This window comes from Prevotella sp. P5-126, assembly GCF_002251185.1.
Lineage (GTDB): Bacteria > Bacteroidota > Bacteroidia > Bacteroidales > Bacteroidaceae > Prevotella.
In genome coordinates, this window is record NZ_NPIZ01000089.1 from 16889 (window position 1) to 38076 (window position 21188).

14 protein-coding genes are annotated in these 21188 nt (G+C 45.6%); 6 read left to right on the forward strand and 8 right to left on the reverse strand.

Features of this window, described 5'->3' with window-relative positions; genetic code table 11:
* Positions 1–260: 260 nt before the first annotated feature.
* The 3 genes from CIK90_RS10365 to CIK90_RS10375 are packed head-to-tail and all read right to left on the reverse strand — an operon-like array spanning position 261 to position 4916.
* The gene (locus CIK90_RS10365) at positions 261–980 is read right to left on the reverse strand and encodes a copper homeostasis protein CutC (protein ID WP_158214984.1); all 720 of its coding nucleotides are present in this window, start codon (positions 978–980) and stop codon (positions 261–263) included.
* A gap of 45 nt (positions 981–1025) precedes the next feature.
* Complete coding sequence (locus CIK90_RS10370; RefSeq protein WP_094465243.1) at positions 1026–3017, reverse strand: transglutaminase domain-containing protein; 1992 nt, start codon at positions 3015–3017, stop codon at positions 1026–1028.
* Positions 3018–3038: 21 nt separating this feature from the next.
* Positions 3039–4916: a glycoside hydrolase family 2 TIM barrel-domain containing protein gene (locus CIK90_RS10375; RefSeq protein ID WP_254046332.1), complete on the reverse strand. Its 1878-nt coding sequence runs from the start codon at positions 4914–4916 to the stop codon at positions 3039–3041.
* Positions 4917–5316: 400 nt separating this feature from the next.
* On the opposite strand from CIK90_RS10375, the gene CIK90_RS10380 reads away from it, so the two are divergent.
* Positions 5317–6306 carry an alpha/beta hydrolase gene (locus CIK90_RS10380; RefSeq protein WP_094465248.1) on the forward strand — a complete coding sequence of 330 codons (990 nt, stop codon included), beginning with the start codon at positions 5317–5319 and terminating at the stop codon, positions 6304–6306.
* Here CIK90_RS10380 and CIK90_RS10385 read toward each other — a convergent pair.
* On the reverse strand, positions 6249–7598 hold the full coding sequence (locus CIK90_RS10385; RefSeq protein ID WP_094435599.1) for an ATP-binding protein: 1350 nt from the start codon (positions 7596–7598) through the stop codon (positions 6249–6251). The two genes, CIK90_RS10380 and CIK90_RS10385, sit on opposite strands and share 58 nt — an antisense overlap.
* A 711-nt stretch (positions 7599–8309) precedes the next feature.
* Here CIK90_RS10385 and CIK90_RS10390 point away from each other — a divergent pair.
* Both CIK90_RS10390 and CIK90_RS10395 read left to right on the forward strand, forming a co-directional pair.
* A complete protein-coding gene (locus tag CIK90_RS10390) occupies positions 8310–8771 on the forward strand; it encodes a DUF6078 family protein (RefSeq protein WP_094465250.1) in 462 nt (153 codons plus the stop codon).
* A gap of 319 nt (positions 8772–9090) precedes the next feature.
* Positions 9091–10914 carry a VapE domain-containing protein gene (locus CIK90_RS10395; RefSeq protein ID WP_094465252.1) on the forward strand — a complete coding sequence of 608 codons (1824 nt, stop codon included), beginning with the start codon at positions 9091–9093 and terminating at the stop codon, positions 10912–10914.
* Between the two features lie 188 nt (positions 10915–11102).
* Here CIK90_RS10395 and CIK90_RS10400 read toward each other — a convergent pair whose 3' ends face one another.
* The 4 genes from CIK90_RS10400 to CIK90_RS10415 all read right to left on the reverse strand — a co-directional run bounded on the left by CIK90_RS10400 (position 11103) and on the right by CIK90_RS10415 (position 14124).
* Positions 11103–11930 carry a Fic family protein gene (locus CIK90_RS10400; protein ID WP_094465254.1) on the reverse strand — a complete coding sequence of 276 codons (828 nt, stop codon included), beginning with the start codon at positions 11928–11930 and terminating at the stop codon, positions 11103–11105.
* A 137-nt stretch (positions 11931–12067) separates the two neighbouring features.
* Positions 12068–12757 carry a polysaccharide deacetylase family protein gene (locus tag CIK90_RS10405; protein WP_216820913.1) on the reverse strand — a complete coding sequence of 230 codons (690 nt, stop codon included), beginning with the start codon at positions 12755–12757 and terminating at the stop codon, positions 12068–12070.
* A gap of 105 nt (positions 12758–12862) precedes the next feature.
* Entirely contained in the window at positions 12863–13741 is an 879-nt protein-coding gene (locus CIK90_RS10410) for a helix-hairpin-helix domain-containing protein (protein ID WP_094465255.1), read from the reverse strand.
* 8 nt (positions 13742–13749) lie between these two features.
* Positions 13750–14124 (reverse strand): RidA family protein, encoded by a 375-nt coding sequence (locus CIK90_RS10415; protein ID WP_094390588.1) that lies wholly within the window; start codon positions 14122–14124, stop codon positions 13750–13752.
* 417 nt (positions 14125–14541) lie between these two features.
* On the opposite strand from CIK90_RS10415, the gene CIK90_RS10420 reads away from it, so the two are divergent.
* The 3 genes from CIK90_RS10420 to CIK90_RS10430 all read left to right on the forward strand — a co-directional run bounded on the left by CIK90_RS10420 (position 14542) and on the right by CIK90_RS10430 (position 21166).
* On the forward strand, positions 14542–15993 hold the full coding sequence (locus CIK90_RS10420; protein WP_094465257.1) for a cellulase family glycosylhydrolase: 1452 nt from the start codon (positions 14542–14544) through the stop codon (positions 15991–15993).
* 137 nt (positions 15994–16130) lie between these two features.
* Positions 16131–19241: a SusC/RagA family TonB-linked outer membrane protein gene (locus tag CIK90_RS10425; protein WP_371596030.1), complete on the forward strand. Its 3111-nt coding sequence runs from the start codon at positions 16131–16133 to the stop codon at positions 19239–19241.
* 11 nt (positions 19242–19252) lie between these two features.
* Positions 19253–21166: a RagB/SusD family nutrient uptake outer membrane protein gene (locus CIK90_RS10430; RefSeq protein ID WP_094465261.1), complete on the forward strand. Its 1914-nt coding sequence runs from the start codon at positions 19253–19255 to the stop codon at positions 21164–21166.
* The last annotated feature ends 22 nt before the right edge of the window (positions 21167–21188 follow it).

A 21188-nucleotide genomic window follows, 5' to 3' on the forward strand; every position in this document is an offset into this window, starting at 1 on the left:
GAATAGCGTAAAGTCGAATGATGTTTCGCCATTACGCGTACCAAACTCTAATGACCGATTAGGATTAGACAAATAGTGGCAGACCATGTTGGCCTGCCACTATAATAGTATGATGATGAAGGATTGTGGTTACCATGCAGAACCCACAGAGATGTTGCAAATATAGTGTATATATTTGACAAACAACCATAAAGTCATGATAAATTCGTATGTGTGATTCCCTCCTATTTATTATCAGGATGATAGAAAGTGATGAGCGGTTAGCCTTGCTCAGCCATAAATGCCATCACCTTTTTAACCTTTTCTACATCTGTTGCACGTCCTGTGCGCAGTGAACCATGAATCTCTGTAGCTCCTGTGGCTTGCAGGATGATGGGTGCACTCACTTCTGTAACACCTGAACCACATAGGATGTTGAACGGATGACCATATTTCACAGACAGTTCTTTGGCTTTCTCTACGAGTTGACGGAGTAGGGGAATACCTTCTTCCGCTGTGGGCTGCTGACCCGATGTGAGCATACGAACGCATCCCATGGCAGCAATCTGTTCGATAGCCTCCATCGGGTTACGGCATCTGTCGAAAGCACGATGGAAGGTCACTTCACAAGAGAAGGTGCCGTCTGGTTGGCGCACCATGTCCATCCATTTGCGACAAGCCTCCAAGTCGATGTCACCCTCTTTGGTGAGTGCTCCAATCACGATACCGTCAGCTTTTTCGTCGATGATAGCCATGCGTATGTCTTCAGCCATCTGTTCCACTTCGTCATCGGTATAGACGAAATCACCACCACGTGAACGAATCAATACCTGCACACTCAAACCGCCTTCATGACAGCATTTTACCGCCTGACGGGTCAGTTCGCGATCGGGAGTCAGTCCGCCTACTTCCAAATTGCGACACAGTTCTATACGATTGCCACCGCCAAGGACAGCAGCCTCTACGCTCTCGATGTTTTCACAGCAAAGTTCTAATATCATATTTTTATTGAATGAATAGTGAATGCTCATGAATAGACCCCAGCGTTATTGTGCACTCTGATGGGAAGTGGCATTTGAGTTGATTTCGCTGTCGTCGAGTTGTAAGTCGCCCTTCACACTGTGTTGACTGGTGCGGAAGAGTACGTTCACCTTCTTGGTCTCTCCTGCCTTCAACGAGAACATGGTGCTATGGGTAAGCACATCGCCGCCTTTCAGTCGAGTGCCCGTGGTGAGTAGATAGTCGCCTTCAGGCAACATCAATCCTTCGCGGAATTTGCCTGTTACGGTAGGGTCATCGTCTGCATAGTCGAGTGGTGTGGGTCGTCCGTTGACCATTTTCGAAATGGTGTAGCCATGGTAGTACATGATGTCTTTCGGCACATCCAGTTGAAGTGTGCCCATTGCAACCTGTTCCACTTTCTCTTCTTTGTTAGCAAGTCTGAGCCATCCGCTTGTTGCTGTAGCGTTGTTGTCAGCCACCATTGCTTTGCCCAGTGGGTCGAGTTCCGCTTTCATGCCCAATGCCCGAGCGCCTGCAACGGTAAAGAGTTCGCGGCTTCGGTCGTTGCATCGTCTGCTGTTATAGATACCCACCACTGAGGTATAGAGCTGTTTTGGATTTTTGCTGTTATCTACAGCAATGTTTTGTTCCACCCAGTTGATCCATTCCTTAGCGGTCATCTTCGGCAGTTGTTTTTGCAGGAAAGCCACAAAGGGACGGAGGTGTTCGGTAGAGATGCGCACACCGCCACATTTTAGAGCCTCTTCGTTCATGAGGCAGGCATCGTGCAACACATCAATCGTCACGTCGCTTAGATCTTTCTCGTTGAGGCCTTTCAGCACGAGAGCCGTATGGGGGTGGTTCTCCTTGATGAATCGTTCTATTACCTTCCAGTTGCTACGCGCTTTGCGAAGCGTCTCGTCTTGTCCTTTGTAGAAAGTATGTTGCTGATAGGCAGCGCGTATGCTGTCTTCGCGCATCAGTCGTCTTCCATTTGCGCTGACTGTATCTACAATGCTGCGGTCAGGTTCTTGAAGTACAGTTGTCGGCACATGCCAGTCGTATTGCTCAGTCCATTCGCATCCTGTTTTGCGATTGGGGGTGATGGTCATGGTTGTGGTGTAGGCATCAGCCTTCATAGCTCCGTATCTATCGCCAGTGCTCACCCATACCTGCAGATCGCCGTATCCGGTTAGAAACGCAGCGCATCCTTCTGCATCTGTTTTTGCAGTATGCAAGGGATAAAACTCCGAATAGTTGTAGAGTCTGAAATCTACGGTGGCATTCTTGATGGGCGTTCCGTTCTCGTCCACCACTTTCACGTTGAGAGTCTTGACTGGAGCGTATGTCGTGGTGGTAGAGATGCTGTTGCCTTCATAGTCGAATGCCCTTACCAGCATGGCCCGACTTGCAGCCCAGTTGAACCATCCTTTGTCGAGCGTGGCTTCAGGTTCGCATGCTCCCAAGAATCGCCATTTACCGTCAATCCACACCTCAACCCATGCATGGTTGTCGTCGGTGTGTGCCCATCGTGGGCAATATACTTGTCGTGCAGGGATGCCCACGCTACGCATGGCAGACACAGTGAAGGTGCTTTCTTCGCCACAGCGCCCTATGCTGTTGCGCATGGTAGCCAGTGGTGCAGCGGTTCTGCCGTCGCTTGGTCGGTAGCTTACTTTCTCGTGACACCAGTGGTTGACTTCGAGTGCCGCCTCCTCCATAGTCATTCCTTTCAGTCGTGGCATCAGTTCTTTATAAATGGTGGCACGTGCTTCATCGAGTGCTTCGTTGTTGACACGCACGGGCAGTACGAAGTTTTGAAATTCCCATAGGGGTACGGTTTGTCCCCAGGGCATGGTCTTTCTGGCTTTCAGTGCGAGTCGCACTTGGTTGCGCCAATAAGATTTGGGGTAATCCACGCTGTCGGGTGTGGGCATGTGCTGATAGAGGAAGTCAAGGCATTCGTTTTCAGTTTGTGCCATTGCGTTAGTTCCCAATGTCATCAGTGCCACTGTAGTAATTAGTAGGTGTTTCATCGTTTTCGTTGTGAAGTGATATTAGTCAATGGTTTCAGACAATACCCATGTACATGTGTCTTTACTGTGTTTGTTTTTAACTTCGATAGTGTTTACACCAGTGTCCAGTGTAACATTCTTCCATTGTAACACATTAACGTTGTCAGGAAATGCCTGTCCGTAAGACTTTCCATTGATATACAAGCTGGCAGGGCCGCTATTGCTAAATGCCAGTATAATAGTGGTTTTACAGCTTCTTAGTGTATTTCTCTTTCCTGCAATGTACACAAATTGATCGTCTTTGTTCCAGTTGGCTTTGTAGAAATAATAAGCGTCCTTCTTTGTGCGCCTGTCGTAAGTTACCAGTCCCTTGTCGTTGCGACCAGGAATGGTGCCTTCTCTACGACCAGCAGAAGCAAAGTCGAACATACACCAAATAAAGTTGCACCAGAGGTATGGGCGTTTCTGTAGTTCAGTCCAATTCCTGATGTGGTAATAGGTTTGCCAGTTTTCAGGATGCCATTGTCCTAATGGGTCTGGGTGAATTAATGAATCTGTTTGTTGGAATACGCATGCGCCTGCTCCATATTCGCTGATACCCATTTTCCTTTCTGGGTGTTTGCGGTGCTCGTTGTCAGCCCAGTTGCCAATTTCTCCCATTTTGTCGTCATACCATCCGAAATATTTGTTGAATGCAATCAAATCGGGTGTGCCGTTGAAATCATCATCTTGATTGCTTGCCCCCATTGTTGGGCGTGAAGGGTCTAATTGATGTGCCAAGTCATGGAGGTCTTTTGCCATTTTAGAAGGGCGGTCTAACCATCCAGAGTTGATTTCGTTGAAGAGTCCCCAAAACAAGATACAGGGGTGATTGTAGTTTTGTAGTATCAGTTCTTTTAACTGCTGACGTAGGTTCTCGTCATAGTTGGGGTTTGTGACATATACATTGACGAAAGGAATTTCAGCCCATGCTACCAATCCGCGACGATCCATTTGTTGGTGTAGGTATTTGGATTGGGGGTAATGACTGAGTCTGATAGCATTGCATCCCATCTCCTGAACGATATCCAAGTCCTCGTCATGGTTGTACTGACGGAGTGCTGTGGCAATTTCTGCCCTGTCTTGATGCATGTTAACCCCATTGAGTCGATATGGCTTTCCATTCAGAAAGAATCCTTTATCTGCATCTGCGTGATAATAGCGGAATCCTATTGCCTCCTGCCTCCTGTCTATTTCTCGTCCATTCTTTCGCAATATGACAACAGCCTGATACAGAAACGGATCTTTCACTCCATTCCACAAGTGAGGATTGTCTATTGTAGTGGTCATTACCACCTTGTTCCCTTCCGATATTTCGTTGCAGACCAAGCGACGAAGTTGTTTCCCCCTGTCGTATAACTGAAATTCCACTTCGCAACCATCCAGTGATGTTTCTTTTGAAGAAAGTAGCGTTTCTATCTTCAATGCGGCTTTCTTTTCTGTTACCTCTGTTTGAGTGAAAAACACGCCAGAACTTGCATAATAGTCAGGTGCAATACAAACATCATCGGTCACTATCAGTTCTACACCACGGTATAGACCGCCAAAGATATTGAAGTCACCACATATAGGTGCAATATCCATAGTTGGCGCATTATTGACACGAATCTCCAATGTACTCTCCTTTCCTGGTTTGATCAAGTCGGTCAACTCAGCCACAAATGCCGTATATCCGCCTTTGTGTTGTGTTACAAAATGATGATCCACAAAGACATCAGCCACTGTTTGTGCAGCACCGACTTTCAGAAATATGCGTTTCCCTTGGTATTGGATAGGGAGTTGCAGTTTACGGGTGTAGTTACACAGTCCGCGATAGTAATCGGTGTTGCCAAACATTCCGTCCTCTGCATTCCATGTATGTGGCAGGTTTACTTTTGTCATTCCAGAAGAAGCTTGAAAGCCACGGTTGAAAAGCCATCCATCGTTTAATGGTATATTGACAGAAGCTGATATAGATACAGTGAAAGTTGTTCCAATTAGAAGCAATAGGAATAATACTTTTTTCATGTTAGTGTGGTATGTTATTGTTGGGAATAGTAATAGTCTTATGCAAAGTTACACTATTTGTCTGTGAATACCAAGCATTCGTGTTTGTTTCTTTATCGTTTAGGTGTTTTTGGTTATTGATGATAAGAAACGAATAATTCCGATGACAAGAGATGGTGGAAAGACTCTTGCGGTTGTGAAGATATTATAAAATATGAGTGAGGATGATACAGGTTTGCATGAAATGTTGTATCTTCGCCAATGAAAAAGCAAAGATAATAAAGATTGTAACGCAATGATAAAGAGAAAGAAAAGACGCTTCCAAGCCTCGGTTGCCATTGTTTTGATACTGGTGGCATTGATACTGGCAGTAGCCAGCAGTTATATGATCGACTATTCGTTGGGCTATCCACAACAAGAGCGTAACAGTGCCGAACATTGGCAAGACCGCATCAAAGACGAATGTCCGTGGACGACACACTGGATGGATTCTGTCTATCAGAACCACTGTGTGAAAGATACCTTTGTCACGATGCCATCGGGCTATCGTGCCCATGCCATCTACCTCTATGCGCCGAAACGCACCAACCGCACGGCAGTGGTGGTGCATGGCTATAAGGTGAGGGCAGAGGGTATGCTCCATATTGCCTATCTCTACAATCACGATATGGGATTCAATGTGCTATTGCCCGACCTCTATGCCCACGGCGAAAGTGAGGGCGACCATATACAGATGGGGTGGAACGACCGTTGGGATGTGTTGCGATGGTCGGAAGTGGCTGATGGCATCTTTGCTGACGGGCAGTCAACGCGTCAGGTGATTCATGGCATTTCGATGGGTGCCGCTACGGTGATGGCGCTATCTGGAGAGCAAACACCCGATAGAGTGGAGTGTTTCGTGGAAGACTGTGGCTACAGCTCGGTGAAGGATGAGTTTGCTGCACAGCTGAAAGATCAGTTTGGACTGCCCGCCTTTCCGTTGATGACTACCACGTCGTGGCTCTGCGAGGCACGTTATGGCTGGTCGTTTGACGAAGCCCGACAGATCGACCAGGTGCGCAAGAGTGTGAAACCGATGCTCTTTATCCACGGCGACTGCGATGACTTCGTGCCTTATCGCATGCTGAAACCCCTTTACGAGGCAAAGACACACGGTCGCAAAGCCATCTATGTGGCAACAGGGTCAGACCATGCGCACGCCTATCGTGACCATCATCAGGAATATACTCAGCGTGTGAGGGAGTTTGTGCTCAGCAATCTTTTGAGCAAGAAGGTGAGAAAGTAGGGAAACGTATAGAATTTCCCATTGAATCCTATGTTCTTGTTGCAGAGTTTGATGCCGTAACGGATGTCGGGATATTTTCCATCTTGCGCAGTCAGTTTTGACAGTGATTTAGTGGCATTGTCAGTGGCTTTAACCTCTACGGGGATGAGTGATTTGGCATCGCGGATAAAGAAGTCCATCTCAATAGTGGATTTCTCATTGCGATAGAAATACAGGTTGTATCCTTGTTTGACAAGCATGTCGCTCACGATGTTTTCATAAATAGCACCTTTGTATGTGCCATAGTTTTTGTTTGTCCTTAGGTCTTCTTGTGATTCTTCGTCGAGTGAGGCAACCAACAATCCTGTGTCTTTATAATAGAGTTTATAGGTTTTGGGATCATAATTGCCTTTCAATGGAAGGGTAAGTTGTGACAAACAATAGCATACGTTGATGATACCGGCATTGCGCAACCATTCAATGGTTCCCACATATTCTCTGTTTCTCGCTCCACGGGCAATTTTACTTATTTGGAATTTCTTATTGTCTTGTCCAAGGAACACGGTGATGTGGTCATAGACATTCTTGATTCTGCCTTTGTCGAGTCCGTGTGCATATTTGGTAATGTCTTCTTCGTAGTCGAGCAGAAGTTGTTGCTGCATTTTGAGTGTACCACTGAAGTTTTTGTTAGAGACAAACTGGTTGACCACAGCAGGCATGCCGCCAATGGTCATGTATTCACGGAATATCTTCTCCAGAATATCCATCTCTATACGAGTAAGTGGAGTGACGGTAGTCATTTTGTCGTATAGACTATTTATAAAAGAGGAGTCATAACCTTTTGCCCACAAAAACTCTTCGAAATCCATGGAATGCATGGTGTAATCTTCTTTATATCCTACACTATTTGATTCTATTTCCTGATAGTTGATGCCCATCAGCGAGCCAGAGCAGATAACATCATATCTGCCGTCTATCTTAAAGGCTTTCAGACTGGTGGCGCAGGCTGGGCAGTCTTGCATTTCATCAAAGAAGATAAGAGTGTTTGTAGGTTCAATCTTCAGAGAAGGATCGATAAGTGTTAGATTTCTGATGATGTCATCCACCTCGTAACCTTCTTCGAATATTGCTTTGTATTTGGGTTGCAATACGAAGTTGATGGCTACCACATTTTTGTAGTTGCTATGGGCAAATTGCAAGATAGAAGCTGTCTTTCCCACTTGTCGTGCACCTTTGACGATAAGAGGAAGTCTGTTCTCGTTTTTCTTCCATTCTTTTAGAATGCTGTCAATCTTTCTTTGCAAAAGCTTCATAATCAATACTTTTTGGTTCTATTTTGTTTGCAAAGATACTTGTTTTTCACAAAATTCCCAAGCGTTTTGGCTGTAAAATCACAAAATTCCATAGTTTTTAGGTGTATTTCTCACAAAATTCCATGGTTTTTAGGCTGTAAAATCACAAAATTCCGTGGTTTTTAGGCTACAAAATCACAAAATTCCATAGTTTTTAGACTGTAAAATCACAAAATTCCTAAGCATGTTTCTGCCATACAACCTGATGCGTAATAGCAGCTTGTTTTCTTAGTATGCTGCAAAAGCTATATATTTGGAGAAAAAAAGCAAAGGATGCGTTTTCTATGAATAAGGACCTTCGCGTGCATGCGCACACGCGATGTCGCACTTTTGTTACCACTCGACCACCAGACTGGTCTAAAACATTGAAGGAGAATGAAATGCCCTGTGTGGTCGAATGGCGGAAACTGTGATTTTCGACCACACATCGACCACCAAAATCAGATTTAGGGAGAGATCCTCGATGTCCTGTTTTGTTTGAAAAAAATGATTGATTCTGAAGATGGAGAAAAAGCAAAGCCGAAAAAAAATATTGGAAAACTCTTGCATTCGCTCATCAAATTTATTATCTTTGTAGGCGGAAAAACACATCACGCCCTATCAGCCTAACGGGCATGAACCAGATAACGAGAAACACATTTTTTAATTTAATAACTTAATAATTAACAGCTTATGAAAACACAACCTATCGAAACACAGACTGTCAAACGATTGATTACTGACCAATGGGCTTTTTGTTTCAATACCCAATGCCCGCTTGCCTCACAATGTTTTCGACAAATCTCTATGCACTACAAAGATGCTGATCTCCACCAAGGACTTGCCATCTATCCCGATGCTGTCAATAATGGCGATTGTCATTATTTCGTGCGCTTGAAAATGGTGAAAACAGCATGGGGAATGAAGAATATGTTGAAGCAAGTGGAGTATGGTAAAATTGGCGAAGTTCGTCAACAGTTGATCAATTATTTGGGCAGTATTTCCACCTTCTATCGTTATAACCGAGGAGAAAAACATTTGTCTTCCGAACAACAGCAAGCGATTGTTGGTATGCTTAAAGACAATGGTTGTTCTTATGTCACATTCGACCATTATGAAGATGAATACATGCTGACAGATCAGCCTATTGAATAAGTGTCAACCATGCAGGCGTATAAGTCTTTGCCCAACGTTTGATATGAGTCGTTTCCAACGTTGAAAAAACATCTTTCCAACGTTGAAAGAACATCTTTCTAACGTTTGACAATACTTTTATCCAACGTTTGACAATACCTTTATCCAACGTTTGATAATACTTTTATCTAACGTTTGATAATACCTTTATCCAACGTTTGATAATACTTTTGTCAGGTATGTGGCAAAGGGCTGAAAATGTTGGATAGCCATAAAAGATACGGGTGCCTGTATGGGGAAATAAACATAAGTTATTGAACAACAAATAAATATAAACACTATGAAATTCACAATTACAAGAAGAAACACAAAAAACAGACAGACCTTGAGAACCGTTGACATCGTGAAATGGATGGAGCAAATTGCACATGATGATGCGCAACAGACTGTGGGAAAATTTCGAGAAGAGGTTGCCGACAGTATTTTGGGCTACGACTTTCATCATGCCATCCCCACTTGGCGCCATGTGTTCCCTGCTGCTGAATTTACAAAAGACAGCAACGGCAACCTTATGATGACCCGTAACAATGGTATTCTTATGTTGTATTTTGATGACATTATAGGGAAAGAATCACTCGAAAAAGCCAAGACAAATGCCGCTTTTCTGCCCTCTACCTACCTTGTGGTGACCGCTGCCGATGCTAAGGGCATCGTGGTGTTGGTGCGCTATGCCGATGAAAATGGCATGTTGCCTACTGATGAAGAAGTGGCAAAACACCTCTACCGTCAGGCAGCAGCACGCATCCGACCGCTCTATCTCTCACAGATTGAAGGAAAAGGGGCGAAGGAAGTATCTACTTTGTATGATAATTTCCTCAACACTCTCGATGCCCATCCATATTACAATCCTCAGGCGATACCGCTTCGCGTGAATCGCTATGGGGTAGATTGTCAATCTGATATGTTGGATATGCCATCGCCTGTGAAAGTCGATGATGCAACGGAAAATCCGCTTTCGGAGATTAAGCGTATGATTGCCTATTTTGACAGTCACTATGACTTTCGCTATAATGATCTGATGAAATATACCGAGTATCTGAATCGGCAGAAAGCGTATTATGACTTTCAACCACTCGATGAACGCGTGAAAAAACGCATGGCGGTCGAACTCCTTCTGGCAGGAATCAATGTCTCCTATAAAGATGTGAAAAATTATCTTGAGTCGGATATCATACGCAAATACAATCCTATGGACCATTATCTCTACCGACTGCATGGAAAATGGGACGGACAAGACCATATCGGAGCATTGGCACGAACCGTGCCAACCGCCAATCCACACTGGGAAACATGGTTTCGCATCTGGTTTCTCGCCATGGTCAACCAATGGCGAGGACAGTATAACCGACGGTATGGCAACAGTATGGTGCCTCTGCTCATTTCGCCACAGGGTTACCATAAGAGTACGTTTTGTCGCAGTTTGCTACCGCCCGAACTGCAATGGGGCTATAATGACAATCTTTTACTCAACGAGAAACGTCAGGTGTTGCAGGCTATGTCGCAGTTTCTGCTGATCAATCTCGACGAGTTCAACCAGATATCGCCCAAGGTGCAACAGGGTTTTCTGAAAAACCTCATCCAGTTGTCTAATATCAAGATCAAACGCGCTTATGGCACTCATGTTGAGGAATTTCCGCGTCTCGCCTCGTTTATTGCCACCAGCAATATGGACGATATCTTGGCAGATCCGTCAGGCAATCGCCGTTTTATGGCTATCGAGTTGACTGCTCCTATACGTGTGGATTGTCGTCCCAACCACGAACAACTTTATGCACAGGCAGTTGAGGCAATAGAAAATGGTGAGAAAACATGGTTTGACGAGGAACAAACGAGACTTGTCATGGAAAACAACGAGCGGTTTACCACCATCATCCCTGTTGAACAGTGTTTCGCAGCATGTTTCTCACCGGCAGCCAATGAGATAGAGGGTGAGTATCTGTCAGTAGCAAAAATCTATGCCGAACTGAAAACTCGGTTCGGCAGTGGCTTGAGTGTGGCGAATATACAAACACTTGGTCGTCACTTGAAACAGATTGCTGGTTTGGAAAGACGTGTCACCAGATATGGTACAGACTATCTCGTGAAACGCCTTGGAGCAAGTTGAAAAAATAGACTGTGGTCGATATGTGGTCGAAAAACACAGTGAAAAGGCTTTTGACCACGGTGTAGCTTGTTGTAAATCAACGTATTAGTGCTATAGTGTGGTCGTGTGGTCGAAATTTTCTAAAAACTAAATTTTTGTACGCCGGTCAGGGCTTTGACCACGCGAAACATCTTTGCTGATAGCAACGGTTAGAAGAGGAATGTGCTGAATAGATTGGTGTTGATCTCTTTCTGTTTCAGTTCGTTGCGCATTCTTTCCGTTGCCATCTTGAAGAAGAAAAGTATAAGGTGCTCATCAGTGGCTTCGGTGCGAATCATACGTAGTGCAGAGATATACTCTTGTCGCTGTTCTGCTGGGATGATCAGTAGTGGATGGCCTAAACGTAGCAAGATGTAGTTGCTGATGAGGCGACCTGTTTGTCCGTTGCCATCGCGGAAGGGGTGGAGGTATTCGTAGAAACCATGAAAGCGTGCAGCAATGACCATAGGGTGTGGTATTGCTATCGACGATGTTGCAACAGACTGTGAAGTCTGCGCAGCAAGAATAGCTTTTTCGGTAGAAGCGAGAAGTTCGGGAACCTTTGCCACAAGTTTTTCGTGACTGCCAAAGACAGTGTCGCCTGCTGCCATATCTGTTGTGGTATATTCACCAGGTGTAGCATCTGGTGACTTATAGGATAGGGTGTGGCAAGTCACTCGCCTATTGGTTTCTTTCAGAAGTTCCTCGTTGAGTGGTGTTTGGATATGCTGGACGATGTATTCGAATGCATCGAAATGGTCAAGCATTTCGAATGCTTCAAGCAAACTCTTGCCTGCTGGAATCATGCCCAGTCCTTTTTCTTTCAGTTCGCGTGTGTCATCTACAGAGAATGTGTTGCCTTCTATGGCACATGAATGGGTAGAGCAGAGTATCTCATTGTAATTGAGGTATTCTGCTCTGTCCATCTTGTTGACGACAATGTTTTGATATTGTTGTCGCAACTTCTCGTATTCGGCTATTTCTTGTTCGAATGTCATCGATTTTGCACGTTATGTGGGCAAAATTAAAGATTTATCCTCAATTATGCAAATCTTTTCAACTCTTTTCGTCTATGGCGGCTTTCCACGAAGTGTAGAAACTACATAGATGGTGCGGTTAGAAGAGCAGTGTGGTACTACTGGATGCGATGCTCTGGATGTATAACATCGCTGTAAATCAGATTCTTCTGTGCTTTAATACCTTTTGCCTTGAAGAGTTCTCTGACTGTGACGAAGCGGAAACCTTTGGCTTGCAGTATGGGAATGAGCTGATCGACAGCAGCAACAGTCTGTTCGTTGCCCTTGAAATCGTGGAGCAAGAAGATGAGACCGTCACGTGCACAAGCTGTCAGGCGCTCTACACGCTGTTCGGCAGTGACATGGTCGAGCCAGTCTTCACAACCTTCACCACAGATGAATCCCAAATCGACATTATCATACAGTGTCTGGTTGACATTGATATATGGTGGACGGAAGAACACAGGCGCCTCACCCACATATTTCTCGACCAAAGCCGAGGTTGTCTTGATTTCTTTGCGGATAGAGTCGGGCGTGAGTTGCGACATTGGACTGTGGGTAAGACTATGGTTCTCAATCTCGTGGCCCTCGTCGTGGGCACGTTTCATCACTACGGCACTCTCTTCGGTGATATTGTTGCCAATGACGAAGAAAGATGCCTTGACACCATGTTTCTTCAATACATCGAGCATGTGGACAGTAGTGGTGGTGTTGGGACCATCGTCAAAACTGAGGGCCACCAGTTTTTCCTGAGCGAGTAGAGTCATGGTCTGTATAGCCATAAACAATAGTAATGTTAGTTTTTTCATTTCTTTTATGTATAGGTTAGGCGGATGTTCCGCACTGGCAAAGGTACTATAAAAAAATGAATCGCACAATAGAATGTAGGAAAAACATATCCGTGCGGTGTGAAATCAAAACTCCACGTAGGGTTCCAAGCGTTTCAAATCATGTTCGCTGAATGCGGCAGAAAACTCTAAGTCTGCCAGCGAGTGGATACGACCATAGAGCCGGCGATAGTCTATGATGTCTTTAGCCTGATAAAAATTGATGTAGGGGTGACGCCGCAAAGCAGAGAACGACAACTCGTTGATTTTCAGTTTGGCAGGATTGGGCTTGCTGATGACGAAATACTGTTTGGCCTGCTTGGGAAAATTCTCAATCTCGTCGAGTTGGTTGACATCCACATAGCCACCAATCCATTTACCATGACGAATAATCTCCTTGGCATAGAACGTGCCGATGCCAGGCACTTGACGCAGCGTTTCCTCGCTGGCAGTGTTGAGCACGATGCGTTGGGTGTTGGTAATCTTCTTAATCCATTTCGTAGTGTCGCGATGCTGGTAGAGCGAGTCACGTCGCATACGAGAGGTGTCGCGTGGGTGACGGTCGTCGGCAAACAGTGATGCTGCCGACTGATAGTCTGCCGAGATGCGGATATAGGGTTCCAGTCGGCGGTAATCCTTGACGGTCAGTCCGTAAAGGCGAGCAAAATCGGCTTTAGTGCGATAGATGCCACCTTTCGACCTGTATTTATAAATGTTGCGCACCTGCCATGGGCGCAGTCCCAAACGGAGCAGTTGGATAGAGTCGGCTGTGTTCGGATCAAACACAAACGACTCCACCCGCTGTCCTTGGGTGTGATAATAGCGATGCTTGGACTTTTCTGGAGCTTCTTTACGTGCGCGTACCGATTCTGTATGGTTGTCGTCGGTCAGCACAAAAAGGATTCCCATCATGGCGATACCCACGATGAGCAACGAGATAATGACCCGGCGGTCGCTATATACCATGGCAATGCTTATTTGGCAGCCAGAACCTCTACTTCGACCAAAGCCCCTTTGGGCAGACGGTCAACGGCAACAGCCGAACGGGCAGGGTAGGGCTGAGCAAAAAACTCGGCATAAACCTCGTTCATAGCAGCAAAATCGTCCATAGAGTCGAGATAGACAGTGGTTTTTACCACATGACTCAAATCGGTGCCTGCGGCTTCGAGTACATGTTTGGCATTGGTGAGGCATTGGCGAGTCTGTTCCTTAACACCGCCTTCTACAAAGTTGCCGGTGGCAGGATCTACAGGAATCTGTCCAGATGCGAATACGAAACCGTTTACTTCGATGGCCTGACTGTAAGGGCCGATGGCTGCTGGAGCCTGTTCTGAATGGATTTGTTTCATTGTCTTTTTCTTGTTTTAGCCCCCAAGGGTCGTTAGACCATTAGGAGATGTTTGGGTTAGATATTTGTTTCTGGTCCAAAATTACTGCTTTTTCCGCAATAAACCATCATTGGCGGTGTTTTTTTCTATGTTACATGTATTTTTATATGAAAGTGTTAAAACCTCTATAAAACGACAGAAAATGGCCCAAAACCATCCTTTATATGGGGAAAATGTGTTGTTTGGTACATGATGAAAAGGTTTTGATACATGATATAGGTTATATAAAGTGTATGTTACACACTGTAAACTACTCGTGCAAAATACTTCGTAACTTTGCAATCAAACTAAACAAACCATTTAGACTCCAATGCAGTCTGGGTTATGTAAAACAGGAAAAACCATGGTACATGGTTTCCTAAAACTAAAAAAGAAGCAATGCAACTATTCAACTATTCAAAATCAATTCGGCTGTGGCTGATAGTCCTGCTTTTTGCAAATGTTGCAAGAGCAGGGGCACAGACCACAACCGAATTGCCTGCTCTGAAGGTTAGCGGCAAACATTTGGTTGATCCCACTGGTAAGGCTATTCAGCTGCACGGTGTGATGGATACCCCCAACCGCTATTTCAACGGATGGCGATGGCAATCGTGGAAGCCCGGTTACGACACAGCCGACATTCCACCATGTCTGAATTTCTTTGAGAAAATCTTCACGGCTATTACCGACAAGTCGCAAGGGTCTTATTGCAATGTGTTCCGTCTGCACATGGATCCTTGTTGGACCAATAGCGGAAATGCAACCAATGAGGCGGACATTTCTAAATTCTCGCTCGCTCGCTATAAGACTTTCCTCAATCAGCTTTATATACCTCTTATAAAGAAAGCGCTTGCCCACGGACTTTATGTCATTGTGCGTCCTCCAGGAGTTTGTCCGCAGAATATTAAGGTGGGTGATGGTTATCAGAATTATCTGAAGACCGTTTGGCGGGAATTTGCACAACATGAAGAGATTAAAGCGTTGGCAGGTAAAGTGTCTATCGAACTCGCCAACGAACCCGTCAATGTATATTCTGCTAATGGCGTAAAGTATGGGTATGACTATGGAAAAGGACAATTCCTCGCTCCCAATGCCTTGCACGATTTCTTCCAACCCGTAGTAGATGTTATTCGTCAAGCAGGATTCACCGGAATAATCTGGGTGCCGGGTGCAGGTTATCAGTCGAACTATGTGGGCTATAAGGAGTATCCTATCAGTGATAATAACTTTGGTTATGCCGTTCATGTCTATTCTGGATGGTATGGCAACATTACCGATAATAACTGCAATCCACAGACTTTCATTACCAATTTTCATAATGATGTGCCTGTAGTGGATTTCAAACCCGTCATGGTGACCGAGATTGATTGGTCGCCAGAAGATCCCGGACGTACATCGGAGGGACACTATAATGAGTGGAACCAATGGGTCGTTCCCAACTTTGGCAGTTGGGCAACTGGTTCGACGTCGAAATGGGGCGCAGCTTGGAAAGCCGTGCATGACCACTTCGGTAATATCGGTATGACACTCACCCATACCCATGACTATCTCGATATTGATGAATATCTCGCCAATGGCACTGTGCGACCAGCGTTCCAAAACGCGAAAAAATATAATCTCTTTGAGGAGTGCTGTGCCTATGCCTGCTTCCAATGGTATAAAGAATGGTGGGAGAAACAACAAAACGCTTCGGGCATCGGTTCGGTGGCTTCTTCACAGGAAGTGGCTCACACCTATTATTATAATATAAGAGGTGAACAGGTGGAAAAACCGCAAAAGGGTGTTTATATCATTAAACAAGTGTTAAAGGATGGAACTGTGCGCAATCGCAAGGTGTTATCGTCTAAATAAAGTATTTGTTACTCTGTGAAAAGTGAAAACTATAGTAAATACGTAACTTTGTACGCAGAAATAAGCTTGTGAATTCAGCAACCTAAAACAAAATATCAAATCAAAAATGAAAAAACATGGTTAAACAAGTGTTAACAATGAAGCGTTCGCTCTCTTTGATCGCGATGCTGATGCTCTTCACTTTGGGCGCATTTGCCCAGAAGGGAATCACGGTCAAGGGTACGATCGTGGATGGTTCTGGTGAAAGTCTCATCGGAGCTACAGTGAGAATTAAGGGAGATGCCAGTTCGGGTACGGTTTCCGACTTCGACGGTAATTTCTCTATCAACGTGCCTTCTGAGGCTTCCGTTCTGGAATTCTCATACGTCGGCATGGTTACCAAGAGCGTGAAGGTTGGTAAGCAGCGCAATCTGCGTATCGAACTTTCTGACGATAACGCTCTGCAAGAGGTAATTGTTGTTGGTTTCGGTCAACAGAAGAAAGAGTCTGTGGTCGGTGCCATTACGCAAACCACGGCGAAAGTGTTGGAGCGCACCGGTGGTGTGACCAGTTTGGGACAGGCCTTGGCGGGTAATCTGCCTGGTGTTGTTACCATGCAGACTACTGGTCAGCCTGGTGATGAAGATCCAACCATCACCATTCGTGGTGTGACGTCGTGGAACAACAGTGCACCTCTTATCCTTGTCGATGGTATCGAGCGCCCCATGTCGAGCGTTGATATCAACTCCGTTGCTACCATCTCCGTGCTGAAGGACGCATCAGCCACAGCAGTATTCGGTGTACGTGGTGCCAACGGTGTAATCTTGATTACCACCAAACGTGGTGAAGAGGGCAAGGCTACGGTCAATGTTAGTGCAAGCACTACGCTGAAGAGTTATTCGAAGCTTCCTGATATGATGGATGCTTACGATGCGCTCAGTCTGCGTAATGATGTAATCGAGGCTGAGTTGCCCTACCGTCCTGAGGCTTGGGCTTACTATCTGACTCGTGACCGTATTAATAAGTATCGCCATCCTGCCAACCAGGAGGAGTTTGAACGTTATCCTAACGTAAACTGGGTCGATGAGTTGCTGAAGGACGTCGCAGTTTCGTATCAGGCTAACGTGAATATCTCTGGCGGTACGAAATTTGCCAAGTATTTCGCAAGTGTCGATTACGCTCATGAAGGTGACATCTATAAGAAGATGCCTTCACTTCGTGGTTATGACCCAGGATTTTCTTACGACCGTGTCAACGTGCGCAGCAACTTGGACTTCAATCTTACCAAGACAACTAAATTGCACGTAAACCTCTCTGGTTCACACGCAGTGAAGAAAGCTACACAGGGTCAGTATGAAAATCTCGTTTGGTCTGCTTTCTATGGTATCTCACCTGATGCCTTCCGTCCTATCTACAGCAATGGTGCTTTCGGTTACTATGCTCCGAACCCCGACCAGGCTGCTACCAACTCTATGATGGACTTGATCGTGAACGGTATCGGTTATACTACTAACGACCGTTTGAACACCGACTTCACCTTGGAACAAGACCTCGGCTTCATCACCAAGGGATTGCGTGCACAGGTACGTTTGGCATTCGACAACGCCTTCAATGAAACAGGCCGTGGTATTGATGATACCACCGACTGGGAGGATGACTTCACACAGTGGATTGACCCTGAGACCGGTAAGATTGTAACCAATGTTACTACCGACAAGAACTACAAGTTTGACTTTAAGAACAACAAGGCTTGGAAAACAGGTGCTGGTAGCGTGAACAACTGGATGTCATATCGTCGCTTGAACTATTCTGCACAGGTTAACTGGCAGCGTCAGTTCGGTCAGCACAACGTAGGTGCCATGGGTAACTTCAACCGTGAACAGTATGCTACCGGTAGCCAGCAGCCTTACTATCGTGAGAACTGGGTATTCCGTGCCACATACGACTATGCTCATAAATATATGATTGAGTATAACGGTGCGTACAACGGATCTGAACTCTTCTCACCCGACAACCGTTTCGCATTCTTCAACTCAGGTGCTATCGGATGGACTATCAGTGAAGAGAAGTTCATGAAGGTGCTTCGCGATAAGCACATTATTGATATGTTGAAGTTCCGTGCTTCTTACGGTGAAATCGGTGACGACCAGGTGTCAAACCAGCGCTGGCTCTATATGGACCTCTGGGCTAACTCAGGTGCCTTCCGTCAGAACAGTACAGGTGTGGATCCTGCAAAGAGCCCCTATACTTGGTGGCAACAGACACAGTTTGGTAACCCCGACCTCCACTGGGAGAAAGCTAAGAAGCTCGACATCGCTGCCGACTTCGGATTCTTCGGTGGCCTGATCACTGGATCGTTCGACTACTTCAAGGAGAAGCGTTCCGATATTTTGATTACAGGTAACGACCGTGCCGTTCCTTCATACTTCGGCGGTGGTGCTCCTGCAGTCAATAAGGGTAAAGTGAACAGTGAAGGTTATGAAGTTGACATCCGCTTCAATAAACAACTCAATAAGGACTGGCGTCTCTGGGGTAACGTATCGTTCACCCACGCTAAGAGTGAAATCATTGACCGCGATGACCCAGAACTGAAACCTATCTACCAGAAGAACGCTGGCAAGGGTATCGGTCAGACCTACTGCTATGTTGACAAGGGCTACTATAACAACTGGGACGAACTCTATGGTAGTACCGCTCACGACCAAAACGACGACGAGCGTATGCCCGGTAACTATATCATCCTTGACTATGATGGTGACGGTAAGATTACCTCTAACGACTATATTCCTTACGGATTCACCAGTATCCCTCAGAATACCTGTAACTTCCAGATTGGTGTTGACTTCAAGGGATTCTCTGCTTTCGTACAGTTCTATGGCACCAACAACGTATCACGTTCGGTGGGCTTGAGCAGTCTCGGCGGTACACGTAACACCGCTTACCACGAAGGTAGCTATTGGACTAAGGAAAACCAGACCGGTGATGTGCCCCTGCCACGATGGCTGACTAAGAAGAGCCCATATACAGATGGTACACGCTTCATGTTCGACGGTTCATATCTCCGTCTGAAATATGCAGAAATCGCCTACACCTTCTCTAAGGAGAAATGGCTCCACTCACTTGGACTTCAGAGTCTGAAGCTTTTCGTCAACGGTAACAACCTCGCCCTCTGGACTGATATGCCAGACGACCGTGAGTCAAATACCGGTGGATGGAGTGCTTATCCTACTCAGAAGCGTTTCAACTTAGGTTTCAAAATCACACTTTAAACGCAAAGAAAATGAAGAAAACATTTATATATGTTCTTGGTGCACTTTTCTGCATGACACTCGGACTCAGCTCATGTACCGATTATCTGGATCGTGATGAGCAGACCGTGTTGTCGAAAGAAGACGCCTTCAAGAACTTCAAGAATTTCCAGGGATATGTCGAGGTGATGTATAACGTCATCCCCGATGTTGCCAAGCACTACTGGGTAAGCTCATTCAACTGGGGAGAAGATGAAATCATCACTACCGGTGCCGGCGAATATCTGGCTGGCTACTCAGTTGATAAAGGTTCATACCGCGACTTCCTTTACGGTTCGGGTAAAAACGGTAGTACTTTCTTGGACCGTGACTGGTCTATTGATCAGGGTTCCAACCAAGACGACCGTTTCAAGAAGTCACTCTGGGGTGGTGGATGGTATGCCATCCGTCAGGCAAACATCGGTCTGAAGGCCCTTGAAGATGGTATGCTCACTGATGCTACTCAGGAACAACGCAATTTTATCAAAGGTCAGTTGCTCTTCTTCCGTGCATGGTTCTATTTCGAACTGACTACCTATTGGGGAGGTCTGCCTTACATGACTGAACCTCTCAATCCACAGGAGCAGTTCAGACTTCCACGTATGAGCTATCAGGAGTGTGCAGACCACATGATTGCAGACTTCCGTGAAGCCGCTAAACTGTTGCCTGTCAATTGGGATGATACCGATACTGGTCGTCCTACCAAGGGTAACAACATCTTCCGTCCTAACAAGATCTGGGCACTCTCATATCTTGGTAAAGCTGCCCTCTATGCCGGTAGCCCACTGATGGTCAATGGAACAGACAACGATTTGCGCACTTATGATGCCAACTACTGTAAAATTGCTGCCGATGCGCTCGGTGAAGTGATCTCTATGGTGGATAAAGGCCAGTGCCAGTATAAACTTGTTGACTTTGCTGACTACAGCAAACTGTTCTATGAGCGTAAGGACTTCTTGATGCCTGGTTCTACCGAAGCTATCATGCGTAGCCCTTCATTCGGTGCTGACTCATACTGGCGCCAGATGAACTCATACCAGATCTCTGCTATCTGTAACGGTGACGGTATCATTCTCTGTCCTACTGCTAACTATGTAAACTACTATGGTATGGCTAACGGACAACCTCTTTATAACGAAGATGGAACTGTCAACGCTGCTTCTGGTTTCGATGAGCATCATCCTTGGAAAGGCCGCGACCCACGTTTCTATCACGACATTGTCTATGATGGTGTGAAGATGATCAAAAACGTGGCTGCCGATAAAGACAAGTATGGTCCTTACGAGTTTGCCAACTTCTATAATGGTGGTAATGGCGTGAACGACCCGAAGTCAACCTCACGTACTGGTTATCTGAACTATAAGTTTATACCCATCGGTGCTAACTTGGCTGATAACGATTATGGTTGGGGATTCCACATGCACCTCTCATGGCTGCGTTTGGCAGAGGTTTATCTGCTCTATGCAGAGGCTACTGCAGAGGGTTATGGAAGTGCCACAGCGAAAGCCAGTGGATGCAATCTCTCTGCCGAGGATGCTATCAATGTGATCCGTGACCGTGCAGGTGTTGATCATGTAGCACCAAACTTTACCGCAAGTGTAGATAAGTTCATGAGCGAAGTTCGCCGTGAGCGTGCTGTAGAGTTGGCTTTCGAAGGCCATCGCTTCAATGACCTCCGTCGTTGGAAACTCCTCACCGTTTATCCTTACACTATCAAGACCAAGCAGACATTTGACCGTGATCCAAGTGTGCCCTTCGATGGTAATGCACCAAAGGACAATGCTGTGGTCAACTTTGAACAGGAAGTTCTCGTGACACGTAAGCTTTCGGCTAAGCACTATTGGTTGCCATTCCGTATCGATGATGTTACGATGTATCCTGAATTCGGCCAGAATCCTGGTTGGTAATGGTAATATTAATGATTAAACA